The sequence below is a fragment of the Thalassotalea hakodatensis genome (assembly GCF_030295995.1).
In the GTDB taxonomy this organism is placed as follows: Bacteria; Pseudomonadota; Gammaproteobacteria; order Enterobacterales; family Alteromonadaceae; genus Thalassotalea_C; species Thalassotalea_C hakodatensis.
In genome coordinates this window covers 51,091-65,629 of record NZ_AP027365.1, presented here as the reverse complement: position 1 = coordinate 65,629, position 14,539 = coordinate 51,091, and the positions used below count along the sequence as shown (strand labels likewise).

The window sequence follows — 14,539 nt, the reverse complement described above, 5'->3', positions numbered from 1 at the left end:
CTTCTCAAGATGACAGAGAAGGTACAAAAAAACTCTCAATGTGGTGACGAATATATCTTTATACGTTTTTCCATAAGCTTATCTTCTGCGCCACATTGATATGTCATCAACTCAACCAAGAGAATAGTCGATCGAATAGTCCGCTTTGCTTTTCATTTATTTCGTCAACTGAGATATTGTATTCTAAGACTTTTAGCCTTAGAGAATAGGTGCCTCCATGACCCCATGGCCACCAAAATGCAACTATCGCAGGTGAATTCTCATTCTTTGGAGTTAACAATAGTTTTTGTTTTTTTCCAATGCGAGCCAAATCTTTTAATTCATTCTTTAACACATTAGGTAGTTTTTTCGCCGCTTTATGATCCCATTGAAACGGGAATATGGGCTCAAGCCTCTCAAACACATCATCAGATTTGTTTTGCGCAAATTCGCTCAACATTACCCTATAACGATCTTCATATTTCCATATAATATTGTCACCCAACCTTGAGCGTAGCTCAGCGGTTAAATGTTCGATTTGCTTTTGTGTATACACCTTGTTTACCTTTTTACTAAAAAAGGCTCTACCTGAGCCTTTTTAATTATCATCCTGAACAGTAAAAAACTAAATACCAGCCTCTGCTACTTGTTCATCCTTTTTGTCTTCACCTAGCCAAGCGGCTTTAAATTCTGCTTGTTGATCGGTGATATCATCATCTTGTACAGACACTTTAACCGCTGGATCAGCAATAAACGTGATCGATTTTTTCACTGTTTCACCACGTTGAATATATTCAATGGTGGTAGTATCTCCAGGTTTAAATTGCGCGAGTGCTTTATGCCAAAGTTTTTGTGAACGAATCGTTCTACGGCCTAATTTTACGATTTGATCGCCATATTCTACGCCCGCTTGATATAACGGAGAGTTAACTAACATGGTATTACTTACCATGGCATCTTTACCTACGAAATTAAAGTTAACTTTACCTAGAAATGCACTCTCATCATCTTTTTGCTCGATGGTTAAGCCAGCCGCTGATAATAATGCAGAAAAATCGACTTTAGTGCGACCATATATATGCTCCGCAAAAAACGTATCAGCAAATTGCTGATCACCCGTTACTTTACCTAAGGTTAAGCGGGCATCATCACGGGTATATGGCGTTTCTGTTTTACCAAAGTCATTCCATAATTGTTTCATATAATCATCTAGTGACTTGCCAGGAAACGACGTACGAATCATAAGATCTAACGCTAACCCCATAGCTCTACCGTATGTATAATAACTAAAGTAATTATTACTGTAATTGGTACGATCTACGGATACGCCAGCATCTACAAATGTTGCCATTTGACTTGCACCTTCAGGTGACAAATATAAACGTCCACGCTGATAATATGCTTGATTCACTATACTACTTAAGTGCGTCAAAAATTTCTCTTCATCCCACTCATTAGCGCGCTTTATCAATAATTTGTCGTAGTATGTCGTAAAGCCTTCAGCAAGCCATAGGTTTGATGTCATGTTTGCACCAATGAAGTTAAAAGGCTCAAGTTCTGCGGGACGAATACGTTCAACATTCCATGCATGAAAAAACTCATGAGACAAGGTGCCTAACTGGCTAAACTCAGCTTCATCTAACGAAGTAGCATTAGTGAGTATGGTAGAATTTCTATGTTCCATACCGTCACCTTTTGCGTGTGGTAGGTAACAAGCAATAAAGGTGTATTCGCCGTAATCAAATGTTGGTAACTCACCAAATACTTTTATTTGTTCAGCGACAACCGCTTTTGCCATATTGGCAAATTTATCAAGATCTTCATCTGTACCATTGTGATGAACCGCTAAGTGAATTGTTTGACTCTCGCCGTTTGACTCTACTTGCCAAGAACGTACCTGATGATCGCTCAACTCTACTGGGCTATCAAGAAAATAAGCTAAATTGGGTGCAGTAAACGCATAACTACCCTTACCTTTTGGCAATTGTGTTGCTACTTTCCATCGAGGATTAAACGGCGTAAATTCTAAATTGATTGCACGGTCTTCATGGCCTGTAGCCCACACAAAAGTAGCTGGCATATTCAGGTGAGCATGCGTTCTATCGATTTGAGAATATGTGCCGTCTGCTCTATCACCAAATAATGTATAAGTTAACGTTACCTCGCCATCATGGCCTTCTATATTCCATTGATACGGATTAACACGTTTAATATTTAATGGTTGTCCAACACTATTCACTGCAGAGACGTTATACACATTTTTAATAAATTCATGCATTGCGTATCGTCCAGGTGACGCACGACTCATTTGCACTTCTAAGACTTGATTTTCAACCTCGGTAAATGTCGCGCTAATTTGCGCTTCATGGTGTACGGCATTGTCAAATGACACTTGATAGAAGGTTTCACCATTAGCAAAGCATGTGTGAGTAAACATTGCCAAACTAAGCATTAAAAACTTTTTCATGATTTGTTCCATTAGTTATTTTTCTCTGTTATCACAAATATATAATCTTAAGCATTTGTAATGACGGGTCGTTAGGATTGTATACACTTTAATAAAACTTGTCTGGACTTTTAGTAACTTTTTCATTTCATCTCTTCTCTTGACCATCTTGCTTTATTCGTAAAAATAAACAACACTAATTGTCATATTAAGATCATTATTAACTTAGTGTAGATATTATGACAATGCATATTCAGCAAAATAACGCTGTTTACAATGTTAAACACTTGAATATCCCCGCTCAAGCTGGAGTTGAGTTTTATCAGCATCCGCAAAGCCAATTTTTATATATAAAATCTGGCGTACTTGCTGTCATTACTAGGTCTGGTCGTTATTTTATACCCGCGTGTCATGGTATTATGATCCCAGCGAATATTAGGCATGAGTTACTCGCAAAAACTGATGTCGCATTAACTGCGGTTTATATAACGGATGACATCTTTGAAACTACCATTGATCAACCTTTTGTCGCACATGCTTCAACATTTTTTAAAGCATTAATGAATGAGCTTCTCACCCTACCTTCCTCTAACAAACAAACCTTAATACATCACCGGCTTATTGCTGTTTTCCAAGATTATTTACCACAATTAACCAAACGTGATATGTTTTTACCTTATCCACAAGATGAACGTTTACTCGCAATCATAGAAAAGTTACAAAAATACCCTTCCATGAAAAGTGATCTATTATCATGGGGTAAATTTGTTCAAACTTCTGCAAGAACATTAACTAGAAATTTTAAAAAGGAAACCGGATTAACCTATAGTCAATGGCGACAACGGTTAAATATACAAATAGCAATCAAGCATTTAGCGCAAAAAGATGAAATCGCCAGTATAGCGGCATTGTTAGGTTACCAATCTAGTTCATCCTTTATTTATATGTTTAGGCAACAGATAGGTATTTCACCTAAGCAGTTCTTAAAAACTTTAATTTAACACATCAACAGTAACGGAACCATTATGAAAGCAATAATCCTATGTACACTACTTTTTAGTTTTCAAGCAATTAGCGGTACACAGTACCACGGGGACACATCACAAAAAGATGCGGTAGAAAAAGCGGTCAATTATTACTTAGAAGGAAGTAAACTTGGTGACCCTGATATTGTCGCAAAAGCGTTTCACCCTGATGCCAAAATTCAAGGAGTAACCGACGGCAAGCACAATGTTTACGAATTACAGACCTTTTTAGGCTTTTTTAGTAAAGATAAACCCGGCAAACATACCACGAGTATTATCGCTATGGATATTGAAAATTCCGCCGCTTCAGTGCGGGCTGAGTGGGATATGGGCAGCTGGAAGTATGTCGACTACTTGTCATTATTGAAACATAACGGCGAATGGAAAATCGTCAATAAAATATATACTGTGGTAAAAAAGTAAACAGCTGACAAAGTCAGTAGATAAAACTTATCGTATTATTTCACTTGCTGTGCTAAATCTAGATGATATTTTTCAATACATTTAGCACAGATACATACCTTATTTTTTTTCTTCTTTGGCACGTTCGCTAACAATGCCTTAGGTATGTTAGTGCTCACACACCAACATGGTTGGTTACCATCAACATTGCAGCGATTATGTTGCTGACACAACGGACAAATACTCGCACTACCTTCCAACATAATTGCTCCACTTGATCTTTTTATAGGTCATTTTAATAAATATATCGATCATTTCCTAATCTTGATATATGCCTACGTTTGAGAAGTCGATATGAAAGCACTACGGAAAACTTCCATACGCTACCGGTTAGCGATCATTTTAGCTATTACGTTATCAGGTTTGTTATTGCTTGGTGCAAAACTACTTTCACCTCAATACAGCATTTTATATCAACAACAAAAAGTTGTGCAATCTGCTGTCAGTATCGCTGAGCACTACTATGCCTTATATCAACAGGGTGAACTTACTGAACAATAATTAGACGCCGCTGATAAAGTGAACCTTCGAATAAATAAATTAGCGAACATGGCGGATGAATCGGTGCAGATGACAGAGCAACTGAACCAATCAAGCAATGCCTTGAAATTAAATAGTGATCAATTAGCTAGAGTCTGTTGATTTAAATTACGTTAAATCAGCGATTGAATCTCTATTGATTAACGTTGGTGAATAAAAGTGTTGTATCACGTCTTGCTGTTGCTTATAGACATCACGCAAAATTATTTTAGCCGCCATTTGCCCCATCTGATCAACGGGATTTTCAATGGTAGTTAACTTAGGATATAAATGAGAAGCAAATACAACGTTATCAAAGCCTATAACTGATAAATCATCAGGCAGGTGTAAACCATGCTCCCGAGCATAGGTCATGACACCAGAAGCAATTTCATCATTAGCACAAACAATTGCGGTGAAATTATCGTTAGACTTAATAAATTTTTCTAACCCTAGCACACCACCTATTTCTTTAAACTCACCTTCATATATTAACGACTCTTTAATGGGTAAGTTATGCTCTGCCATTGCACGTTTATGACCTGCAAGCCTAGCAACTGCGTCTGCTTTTGATTGTGGCCCGGCAATACAGGCGATTTCTTTATGCCCATGTTTGATCATGGTCGACGTTGCCAAGTAACCACCATATTCATTATTTAAGCTGATACACTTATCGGCAAGACTTGCTACATAACGACTAATAAAAATCATCGGTGTTTTTTCTTTTGCAATGCTTTCAATATACTCATCACTCACCGCCTCTACATGAGCGATGATAGCATCACAATTTCGGCTGATTAAAAACTCAATGCCATCTTTTTCTTTTTCCTCATCACTATGGCCTGCAGTGATGATGACATGCTTGCCCGCTGCACGTAGTTCAGTTTCCACCGCACTCATCATTTGCCCAAAGAAAGGCCCATGAATTTCAGAAACAAGCAAGCCAACACAGTTGCTGCGATTAGAAGCTAACGATTGAGCGGTTAAGTTTGGACGATAGCCGAGTTCTTTCATTGCCGCTAACACTTTCTCGCGTGTTTTATCACTTACACGAGGATTACCGTTCATCACACGAGATACGGTTGCAAGCGAGACTTTGGCAAGTTCTGATACCTGATAAATGGTGGTCATAAGTTTCTGTAAACCAACTGGTTACCTGTAATATAATGGTGCCAAGGCTAACACATTACAGGTAATAATGGTACGAAGTGCCACTAAGATCCCCTATTGCGTCACGCTTAATCGTCGTGCCGTTAAATCGGCAGTAACCGTTTTAACAAGTTGAGTATTTAACGGATAAAAAATCATTAAACCAGCTCCTGCAAAGGCGAACGCAGCTGGTACCCAGCTCATTAGAATTTGCATGCCCGGTAAAGCTGCTGACACGGTTGTAAGATCCATGCCGTTGTAACCATAATTGGCCAGAATAACTAACACTAACGCGCCGGCAAAGCCTCCCCCTGTTTTTTGTACAAATGTGCCCGCCGAATATATCAACCCCGTCGCTCTTCGATGGTTTTTCCATTCAGAATAATCAGCACTATCACCTAACATAGTGAAAAACAATGTGGGTAGCATTGCAGCGAAAAATTCAGACATACAACCAATGATAAATATCCCTGCCACACTTCCTTGTGGCACCCAATACAAAGCCACGGTAAATAAACCACTGATGGTCAACGCTATTATGAATAAACGTTGTTTTCCTAACCTTTTTGCTAAAGGGCTGGTTGCCAAAGCACCTAATATTGACACGACTAATAGCGCGACAAAATATTTTCCTGTCAGTAGCTCATCACCCATATAGTATTTGAAATAATAAGCAATTACGCCATACTTAATGCCGTTATACATCATGGTAATAAAGCCCATGCCGAGCATAATCAACCATGGTTTATTGGTTAACAAATCAACCATATCGCGCTGTGTACCAGTTAATCGCTCTGCAGGGATCGCCAGTAACTTTTTAACCACAAGCCACATGCCAATCAACACACAGAAGAAAAAGATACCGCTATAAATTCCACGATAATAGAAAAATAGTGTTGCGGCCAAAAGCGGTAAGATAATAAAAGGTAAGTTTTTTAGTAAGTCGGTTAGTTCTCGGCCTAAGGATAGTTTCCTTTCTGTAGCTAAACTTACTCGCTCTTTCGTAGTAGCAAACGTAATCACCATTAAAGCGATCAGTAATGCTGCAAAAACATACATGGTTAATTGATATCCTTGCGCATCATCACCTTGACCAAAGTAAGCAACAAGATCGGGCAAGAAGCCCATTACCAACAAACCACCAGCAAATGCGCCAGCTAATCGATAACTAGAAAGACTCGTTCTTTCTGTATCACATGGTGTGATAACCCCCATTAATGCAGAATACGGCACGTTATTGATGGTATACGCTAATGTTAAGCCAATATAGGTTATATAGGCGTATATCAGTTTACCAGTATCCGAAAAATTTGGCGTGGTAAAACAAAGTACCATCAATAATCCAAGTGCAGGAGCAGACCATAAAATCCATGGTCTAAATTTCCCCCACCGAGTTTCTGTACGATCGGCAATCATGCCCATAATGATGTCAGTGACACCATCGGATAAGCGAACCACGAGAAATAACATGGCCGCAGCGGCAGCGCTAATACCATAAGTATCAGTATAAAACACCGCTAAATATGCTAAAGCTCCTCTCCATACAAGGTTTGCTGCAGCATCTCCTACGGCATAACCGAGCTTCTCTCCGATCGCTAATTTATGCATAATATTCCTAGATTAATTTTTACGGCTAGTCATTAACTCACGATAGGCTAAGCCACTGTGTTTAATCGTGCGTTGTTGAGTTTGATAATCAACATAAACAATACCAAAACGTTTTAAATACCCTTCTGCCCACTCAAAATTATCCATCAAACTCCAAGCAAAGTAACCTTTAACAGGAACCCCTGATTCTATGGCAACATGTACTGCATTTAAGTGACGTTGATAATAACTAATACGGCGCTGATCATTTACTACACCTTCTTCAATTTCATCATCAATACTGGCACCGTTTTCTGTGATATAAATTGCCGGTGGCTGGTAACGGGTATTGAGATCAATTAACAAATCAGTAAATGCTTGAGGATAAACTTCCCACCCAATATCAGTACGTTCAACATCGGGCAACGCTACTTCTTTAAAGCCTTCTTCTTCATCAGCTTCATATACGGCTCGGGTATAGAAATTTACCCCGATAAAATCAATTTCATGGGAAATAATCGCCATATCGCCATCAAAAATATCAGGTAAATGTGCTTTGGGTAATGAGTCAATTAACGCAGGGTATTCACCATCAAAAATAGGTTTAGCATACCAATAATTATGGTATTCATTCGCCATTTCAGTCGCTCTAATATCTGCCATACTTTTGCTTGCGGGATATCCCGGGGTAAAATTAAGAACAATACCATTTAGCGTGTTTGGGCTTTCTTTGGCGAGTACCTGCATTGCCAATCCATGTGCTAATAATAAATGATGGGCTGCTTTTCTTCCGTATTCTTTCCCTATGATACCTGGCGCATGCACACCTATTTCATAACCTAAATAAGCACTACAAAAAGGCTCATTCAATGTGGCGTAAGCATAAACACGTTTACCAAACGCTTTGACCACTTCAGCAGTATATTGTTGAAATTTATATGCCGTTTCACGATTAAGCCAACCACCGTTATCTTCTAAATATTGCGGCAGGTCCCAATGATATAATGTGACAAACACCTTTATATTCTTTTCGTTTAAGCGATCAAGTAATTGTATGTAAAACGCCATACCTTCTTGATTTACACTGCCGTCTTCATTCATGACCCTTGGCCATGAAATTGAAAGTCGGTATGCGTCAACACCTAACGACTCAATTAACTCAACATCATCTTGCCATCGATGAAAATGATCACAGGCAACTGAACCATCTGAACCATCTATAATTTTACCTTCAGTAGCACAAAAAGTATCCCATATACATGGAGCGCGATTTTCAATTCCTCCTTCTATTTGAAATGAAGCCGTTGCTACGCCATAGGTAAATGTTGATGATAACATTGAAGAGTTTTTAGGAAGCGTGAATGTCATGTATTGTTAACCTTACTATTTACTAAATAACTTTAAAAGCGCTGATAATTGGCAAATATGCAATCTTTAATAGCCGTGAAGCTCATAACGATGTAAGCGCTTACATCGTAATATAGAGATATTATGTAAAGTAGGATGTAAAAGCAACAATATTTTAATGTAATAGCAATAATCCCACTAAAGTTTTAGCTTTATAATCCACCAGAATAATATAACGTTATGCGTTTAATTTGGTATTGCTGCATTTACAGCCTTTTGATAATTAAAATTATCAATAAACGTAGATAGTTGTTCAAATGGTAATGGTTTAGAAAAATAAAAGCCTTGTATGTAGTCACAACCTAACTCTTCTAACCAATGCACTTGCTCTATACTTTCAACCCCTTCAGCAACCACTTGTTTACCAAGTGCTTTACTCATGGCGATAATAGTAGAAACAAGTATTTTATCGTCAGGGTTTTCACTCATATCACTGATGAATGATTTATCAATTTTAATAAAATCTAATGGGATACGACGAATATAGTTTAACGAGGAGTAACCTGTACCAAAATCATCAAGTGCTATTTGACAGCCCGCCTCACGTAATTGATTAAATAACATTTCATTATTGCGTTTTTCTGGAGCTAAAGCACTTTCTGTCAGCTCAAAACAGATATCTCTAGGTTGTAAACCATACATGTTAATCATCATTAACCAATAGGCATTTTCATTTTGATTAAGCGGTATTTCATACACGGATCTATTCACATTGAATACGATATCTTGATAGCCTAAACTCTTCAATTTTTTCAACTGTAAGCAAGCTTCAGACAGTACAAACTCTCCAAGCGGTTTAATTAAATTGTTTTTTTCTGCTAAGGGAATGAATTCAACGGGCGAAACCCATCTACCGTTATTATTCCAACGCAGTAATGCTTCAAATTTTGTGACTTGTTTTAACTGTGTAGACACAATGGGTTGAAACACTAAAGTCAGTTTACGTTCTTTTAAAGCCTTCTCTAAGTCTGCTTTCATTTGAATTTGATAGCGAGCGATGTTCTCCATTTCTTGTGTGAAATAACTCGATGAATTTCGACCATTCTCTTTCGCATGAGACATTGCTCTTTCAGCTTTTTTCATCAAGCTACTTGCTTGAAGTGTGTTGTCTGAAAAAGTAATAATTCCTACACTTAAGGTGCAATTGATAACATGTTCATCAACATAAAAAGGTTTACTAAATTCAATCAGTATTCGAGCGACAAAATCATCAATTTCACTTCGTTCATTCACATTATTAAGTAATATCGCAAAGCCGTCACCGGTGATACGTGCTAAGCAATTCTCAGGTTTAATAAACCGCGTGAGGCGCTCAGCCACTTTAACTAATAATGCATCACCGCAATCATGTCCGTAAACGTCATTGACTTCTTGAAAAAGATCTAAGTCCATAACCAATAATGCCGACTCAAAGCTTGCAATAGCTTTAGCATCAATAACTTTTGTTAACTGTTCTAAAAATTTATAACGATTGGCTATTCCTGTTAGTAAATCGTAATTTGCTTGCTGATAAATTTTATCTTCTGCTGCCTTACGCTCAGAAATATCAAAGAAAAAAGCGACATAATTTTCTATTTCATTATATTCATTTCTAATGGTATTTATTGACAACCATTCAGGGAATTCTTCACCACTTTTTTTACGGTTACTTAGCTCACCAGACCAACTGCCTTTTGTTTGTATATCAGCCCACATTTTTTGATAAAAACTATCTGGTTGTCTGTATGCACTTAAAATTTTTGGATCTTTCCCTACTACTTCGCGAAAACTATAACCAGTCATTCGAGTAAACGCTTTATTAACACTAATGATGGTATTATTTTTATCACAGATCATGATCGCTTCTTTGCTTTCTTCTATCACCTCATTTCGCGTACGTAATTCAGTCATGACTTTCTGTTTTTCTAACTCTTTATTAATCAAACCACTAAATAATAAGAATAAAGAGGTAATCTCATTTTGGTTATTAAATTCATCACAAAATAGCGCAACTAAAATGCTATGAGCTTTAGTGCCATCGTCTATTAATGGCACCCCCACATAGCCTTCAATGCCCATGTCTTCAAGTAATTGATCATTTGGGTATGCCGATTGAACACCAGAAGGAAAGGCACAAACATCTCCTTCTCCCACGATTTCACAAGGTGTAGATTTTAGTTGATAACTAAAGTTTTCAATAACTTCTTGCTGTGTAGCTAATGAAAGAGTGGTCGCTGTAGTGCTACCCGCATTTAACTGTGCAACAAACACATAATCAGCATTTATCGCTTTTGCTAATGACACACAAATCACATCGATATAATTGGTTGAGGCAGAAGTTGATAGATTATCAATAATTGATTTAATTTTTTCTTCTACCACTGCTACAGCTCCAATAAAAATAAGATAATAATAACATCTAACCTTGTACGCTTTTTAACTGCATTTTTCAATATTATTACGCCAACAATAGATTCAGATCATGTTTTTCACGTTTATTGGCCGCTTATGGATTATTAATTCAGGGGCTTTAATCATGGTACTATTAGAGTCTGTTCGCCAAACGAAAAACCGCCGCATAAGCGACGGTTTTTGATTCAGTCCAGAGTTGTTCGATTAGAACTTAACGCGTGTACCTACAGTCCAACGTGCTTCATAAACGTTTTGGAAAGCTTTTTGCTTTTCAAACTCAATATAAGCTTGCTGATACTCTTCAGTAATGTTTGAACCATTCAGATAAAAGCTAATGTCTTCACTGAAGTTATACGTGGCATTAAAGTCTACCTGTGAGTAATCGTCTTGGTATAACGATTGTCCACCTGTTCCTGCACTACCCGCTGTCATTAAACGTGGGCTACGTGAGTTCCACGCTAAACGCGCTGAGAATGTATCGTTTTCATACCATACAACCGCGTTGTAGGTATCTTTTGACATCCCTTGGAACGGTAAGTCATCACCAAGTGCGTCTTTCGCTTCTTGTTTTGAATCGGTATACGTGTAGTTAACGTCAAAACCAACATTTTTAAGAATGCTGTCTTCACCTAAGAAGTCACTTAACGCGACTTTCGCGCCTAATTCAAAACCAGCGACTTCACCACCTTCAGATTGTGCCGTAAAGGTTGTTGGGTGTGGACCACGGATCACACCATCACTATCCGGCTCTTCGCTACGTTGCTCTGTTTTTCTTTCAGTAAATTCAGCAATATCGATACCAAATGCTGAGGCGAAGAACATTGACGCTTCACCAGCATACCACTCAGCTGATAATGACCAGTTCTCTGAGCGCCATGGGTTTAACGCCGGGTTACCGTTTAACGTCACTGTTTGTACTCGCATACAGCCACAACTATTGTTGAACACCATACCAACGTTCTTACCTGCACCCCATTGGTCCAGATTCAACGCTTGCATGTTCTCAGAAAATGCAGCACGTAATACCACGTCATCTGTTGCTTGGTATGCTAAGTTAATTGACGGTAGCTCGTCTTTATACTTACGCTCTGTAACTTCATCACCAATATCTGGCCCTAAACCTGAATGCGGTAAGTTACCACCAATAAGGTTTTGCTTCACAAATAATGTGGTCTCAATGACTTTCAAACCAACGTTACCTGATAGGTTACCGTACTCAAAGTTCGCTTGTAAGAAGTAAGATAACTCATCTAAACCTACATCATACGTAGCACCGCCATTTTCAGTACGTTGTACATTACCAAACGTGTCTTTATGCCATTGACGTGGGTCACGGAAGTTACTTGGGTCAATCACCCAAACGCCTGGAATACCTTTTACGTTACCAAAGTCTGTTTGCCATGAAACCGTTGTATGGTCGTCTAGACGTGTTGGTGGTAAAAGTGTGTATGGTGTCCATGTAAAGTCACCATAGATTGGGTCACCATTTCCATCAACTTTCGGTACATACATTCTCTCACCCGTATTTTCATCATACTGATAGTGAGAAGTTTCTTCGTATTCACCTGTTTCTGCGTTATAAGCAAAGTTACCTTGCTCTGCTGCCGTATATTCACCGGTACCAGCCATACCATAACAGGCATTATCAGGCGCATTACTCGTACTTCTGTCTAAGTTTTGGTCAACGGCTTTCCATTGCGCAATATCACAACCATTACCAAAGTCTGAAGTATAGGTAAATTGGTCATGGTCTACATCACGTTGTGAATAACGAATACCAAAATCAACACTGGTGATCACATCGTTATCTTCTAACGCGTAATTCCACTTTGTGCTAAAGGTACGTAAATCCGCTTCATCATCGGTGTTACCTTCTGATGAAAACGCACCCACATGATATGAATCTAAACTTGCCATGTAATCCGCAACCGACATATCACCTTGACCACCAGCAACCACTTGGTCAAAACCACCAAACGTTGGAAACTCGCCACTGGCATCATGGGTTAAGAAGAAGTCGCCCGTTTCAATACCTTGTGAGTACTGGCCGTAACAACCGCCTTCTGAGCCAACGATTTCTTCACCGTTAGTACAGTGTTCAGCCGAGGTAAAGCCACCTGGGCCTAATACCAACGCACCTTCATCGATACTCATGATATCGCCTTCGCCGTAGGCATGACGCATTTTTGCTGTCGCAGTAGCATCAGTGAAACGTACTTGACCGGTTAACGCACCGCCATTGTCATAATCTAACTGTAAGTTAAAGTTACGTGATTTTTCTTCATTAACATTCACTTGTGTGAATGATTGCATACGGTATGGACGCATCTTAAACGCATCAACACCACGCCATTCATTACCGTCACCATCGGTGTATGAATCACCGGTATAGTTGGTTGCAAACGCATACTGTGCGAAGGTTTGCCAACGGTTATTGGTGTTAAAGCCAGAGCGTGCATTAAAACGGTCTTGGTTCGTATAGAAATAATCCGCGGTTAAGGTAAAACCTTCACCTAAATCAACTTGCAATGACGCTTGAACAGCATCACGCTCACGCTCTTCTGTTTTGTTAAACGCAGTAAAACCGTGTGGCACAATGTTGCGATATTCAGCGCCTTCTGCTGGAGTACTCCACGCATAGTTGTTTGATGTCCAGCCTAAACCACCGTTTTCAGAGGTATCGTTATGACCGTTATAATCGGTTGCAAGGGTTACATCTTGAGTGACTGCTGAAATTAAGAAACCAATTTTACCGTCATTATATGCCGCTAAGCCATGTAACGTTGGGTCAGTTTCTTTGGTAATTGAACCACGTGCCGCTTCAGCACCACCAACAAAAGTCCACCCTTCATCCATATCAAACGGACGACGAGTTTTTAAATCAATTGCACCCGCAATACCTTGGGCTGTGTTATCAGCTGTTGCTGACTTGTACACATCAACACCGCCAAAAAGTTGCGCAGGTAAATCACCTAAATCAGCGCCTGAGGTATCAATAGTGGTTGCAGATAAAAAGGTTTCACCGTTCATGGTGGTATCAATTTGAGGTAGACCACGAATTTGCACCGCACCACCTTCGCCCGCAACGCGTTCAATTTGCACACCAGTGATACGTTGTAGTGAATCAGTAATGGTTACATCAGGTAACTTACCAATATCTTCAGCGGCAATACCGTCTACTTGCGAATCAGCAAAACGCTTGCCGTTAATACTTGCTTTTGTTGAGCCACGGATACCCGTCACTTCAATTACTTCAACTTCTTTATCAGCGCCTTGCTCAGCCATTGCTAATGGTGCAGCACCACCAGCAAGCACCATAGCGATTGAGCTCGCTAACACGCCTTTTTTAAATTTCATGTCTTTCATGTTATCTCCCCATTTATTTTTATATTTTTGTGCGCTTACAATCCGATAACAAAAACCAACGTGTGTAAGGGATTCATGCAACCTAAAATTGTAAGCGCTTACATTAAGTTAGGCTATGAGCAATAATTGGTCAATACATATTTAATATAGTTTACCAAAAAACCAATAACCCACTGATAGTAAAGATTATATAGTATCAGACATATTA

Annotated in this window: 11 protein-coding genes; 3 read left to right on the top strand and 8 right to left on the bottom strand. The window is 38.9% G+C overall.

Annotated features, from left to right (window positions below; all coding sequences use genetic code 11):
• Nucleotides 1-106: 106 nt before the first annotated feature.
• Complete coding sequence (locus QUE72_RS00295) at nucleotides 107-535, bottom strand: hypothetical protein (RefSeq protein WP_286270815.1); 429 nt, start codon at nucleotides 533-535, stop codon at nucleotides 107-109.
• A 69-nt stretch (nucleotides 536-604) separates the two neighbouring features.
• Complete coding sequence (locus QUE72_RS00290) at nucleotides 605-2,446, bottom strand: M61 family metallopeptidase (protein WP_286270814.1); 1,842 nt, start codon at nucleotides 2,444-2,446, stop codon at nucleotides 605-607.
• A gap of 218 nt (nucleotides 2,447-2,664) precedes the next feature.
• Between QUE72_RS00290 and QUE72_RS00285 the strand changes: the two genes are divergently transcribed.
• Together QUE72_RS00285 and QUE72_RS00280 are read left to right on the top strand one after the other, a co-directional pair.
• Nucleotides 2,665-3,426, top strand: coding sequence for a helix-turn-helix domain-containing protein (locus QUE72_RS00285; protein ID WP_286270812.1), 762 nt, complete (start codon nucleotides 2,665-2,667; stop codon nucleotides 3,424-3,426).
• Between the two features lie 24 nt (nucleotides 3,427-3,450).
• Nucleotides 3,451-3,873: a nuclear transport factor 2 family protein gene (locus tag QUE72_RS00280; protein ID WP_074497243.1), complete on the top strand. Its 423-nt coding sequence runs from the start codon at nucleotides 3,451-3,453 to the stop codon at nucleotides 3,871-3,873.
• Between the two features lie 35 nt (nucleotides 3,874-3,908).
• Here the strand turns inward: QUE72_RS00280 and QUE72_RS00275 are convergent, their stop codons facing one another.
• Nucleotides 3,909-4,115, bottom strand: coding sequence for a cysteine-rich CWC family protein (locus QUE72_RS00275; protein ID WP_286270809.1), 207 nt, complete (start codon nucleotides 4,113-4,115; stop codon nucleotides 3,909-3,911).
• Between the two features lie 91 nt (nucleotides 4,116-4,206).
• Here QUE72_RS00275 and QUE72_RS00270 point away from each other — a divergent pair, with 91 nt between their 5' ends.
• A complete protein-coding gene (locus QUE72_RS00270; protein WP_286270808.1) occupies nucleotides 4,207-4,413 on the top strand; it encodes a hypothetical protein in 207 nt (68 codons plus the stop codon).
• 147 nt (nucleotides 4,414-4,560) lie between these two features.
• On the opposite strand, the gene QUE72_RS00265 is transcribed toward QUE72_RS00270, so the two are convergent.
• The 5 genes from QUE72_RS00265 to QUE72_RS00245 all read right to left on the bottom strand — a co-directional run bounded on the left by QUE72_RS00265 (nucleotide 4,561) and on the right by QUE72_RS00245 (nucleotide 14,331).
• A complete protein-coding gene (locus tag QUE72_RS00265; protein ID WP_074497238.1) occupies nucleotides 4,561-5,562 on the bottom strand; it encodes a LacI family DNA-binding transcriptional regulator in 1,002 nt (333 codons plus the stop codon).
• Nucleotides 5,563-5,655: 93 nt separating this feature from the next.
• Nucleotides 5,656-7,188, bottom strand: coding sequence for an MFS transporter (locus QUE72_RS00260; protein ID WP_286270804.1), 1,533 nt, complete (start codon nucleotides 7,186-7,188; stop codon nucleotides 5,656-5,658).
• 12 nt (nucleotides 7,189-7,200) lie between these two features.
• A complete protein-coding gene (locus QUE72_RS00255) occupies nucleotides 7,201-8,535 on the bottom strand; it encodes a GH1 family beta-glucosidase (RefSeq protein WP_286270802.1) in 1,335 nt (444 codons plus the stop codon).
• A gap of 225 nt (nucleotides 8,536-8,760) precedes the next feature.
• On the bottom strand, nucleotides 8,761-10,935 hold the full coding sequence (locus QUE72_RS00250) for a putative bifunctional diguanylate cyclase/phosphodiesterase (protein WP_286270800.1): 2,175 nt from the start codon (nucleotides 10,933-10,935) through the stop codon (nucleotides 8,761-8,763).
• Nucleotides 10,936-11,169: 234 nt separating this feature from the next.
• The gene (locus QUE72_RS00245; protein ID WP_286270797.1) at nucleotides 11,170-14,331 is read right to left on the bottom strand and encodes a TonB-dependent receptor domain-containing protein; all 3,162 of its coding nucleotides are present in this window, start codon (nucleotides 14,329-14,331) and stop codon (nucleotides 11,170-11,172) included.
• Nucleotides 14,332-14,539 lie beyond the last annotated feature (208 nt).

Excerpts from the sequence above, each read along its gene's own strand:
- QUE72_RS00245 (WP_286270797.1), bottom strand. The coding sequence starts at position 14,331 with ATGAAAGACATGAAATTTAAAAAAGGCGTGTTAGCGAGCTCAATCGCT.
- QUE72_RS00270 (WP_286270808.1), top strand. The coding sequence starts at position 4,207 with ATGAAAGCACTACGGAAAACTTCCATACGCTACCGGTTAGCGATCATT.
- QUE72_RS00255 (WP_286270802.1), bottom strand. The coding sequence starts at position 8,535 with ATGACATTCACGCTTCCTAAAAACTCTTCAATGTTATCATCAACATTT.
- QUE72_RS00260 (WP_286270804.1), bottom strand. The coding sequence starts at position 7,188 with ATGCATAAATTAGCGATCGGAGAGAAGCTCGGTTATGCCGTAGGAGAT.
- QUE72_RS00275 (WP_286270809.1), bottom strand. The coding sequence starts at position 4,115 with ATGTTGGAAGGTAGTGCGAGTATTTGTCCGTTGTGTCAGCAACATAAT.
- QUE72_RS00290 (WP_286270814.1), bottom strand. The coding sequence starts at position 2,446 with ATGAAAAAGTTTTTAATGCTTAGTTTGGCAATGTTTACTCACACATGC.
- QUE72_RS00285 (WP_286270812.1), top strand. The coding sequence starts at position 2,665 with ATGACAATGCATATTCAGCAAAATAACGCTGTTTACAATGTTAAACAC.
- QUE72_RS00265 (WP_074497238.1), bottom strand. The coding sequence starts at position 5,562 with ATGACCACCATTTATCAGGTATCAGAACTTGCCAAAGTCTCGCTTGCA.
- QUE72_RS00280 (WP_074497243.1), top strand. The coding sequence starts at position 3,451 with ATGAAAGCAATAATCCTATGTACACTACTTTTTAGTTTTCAAGCAATT.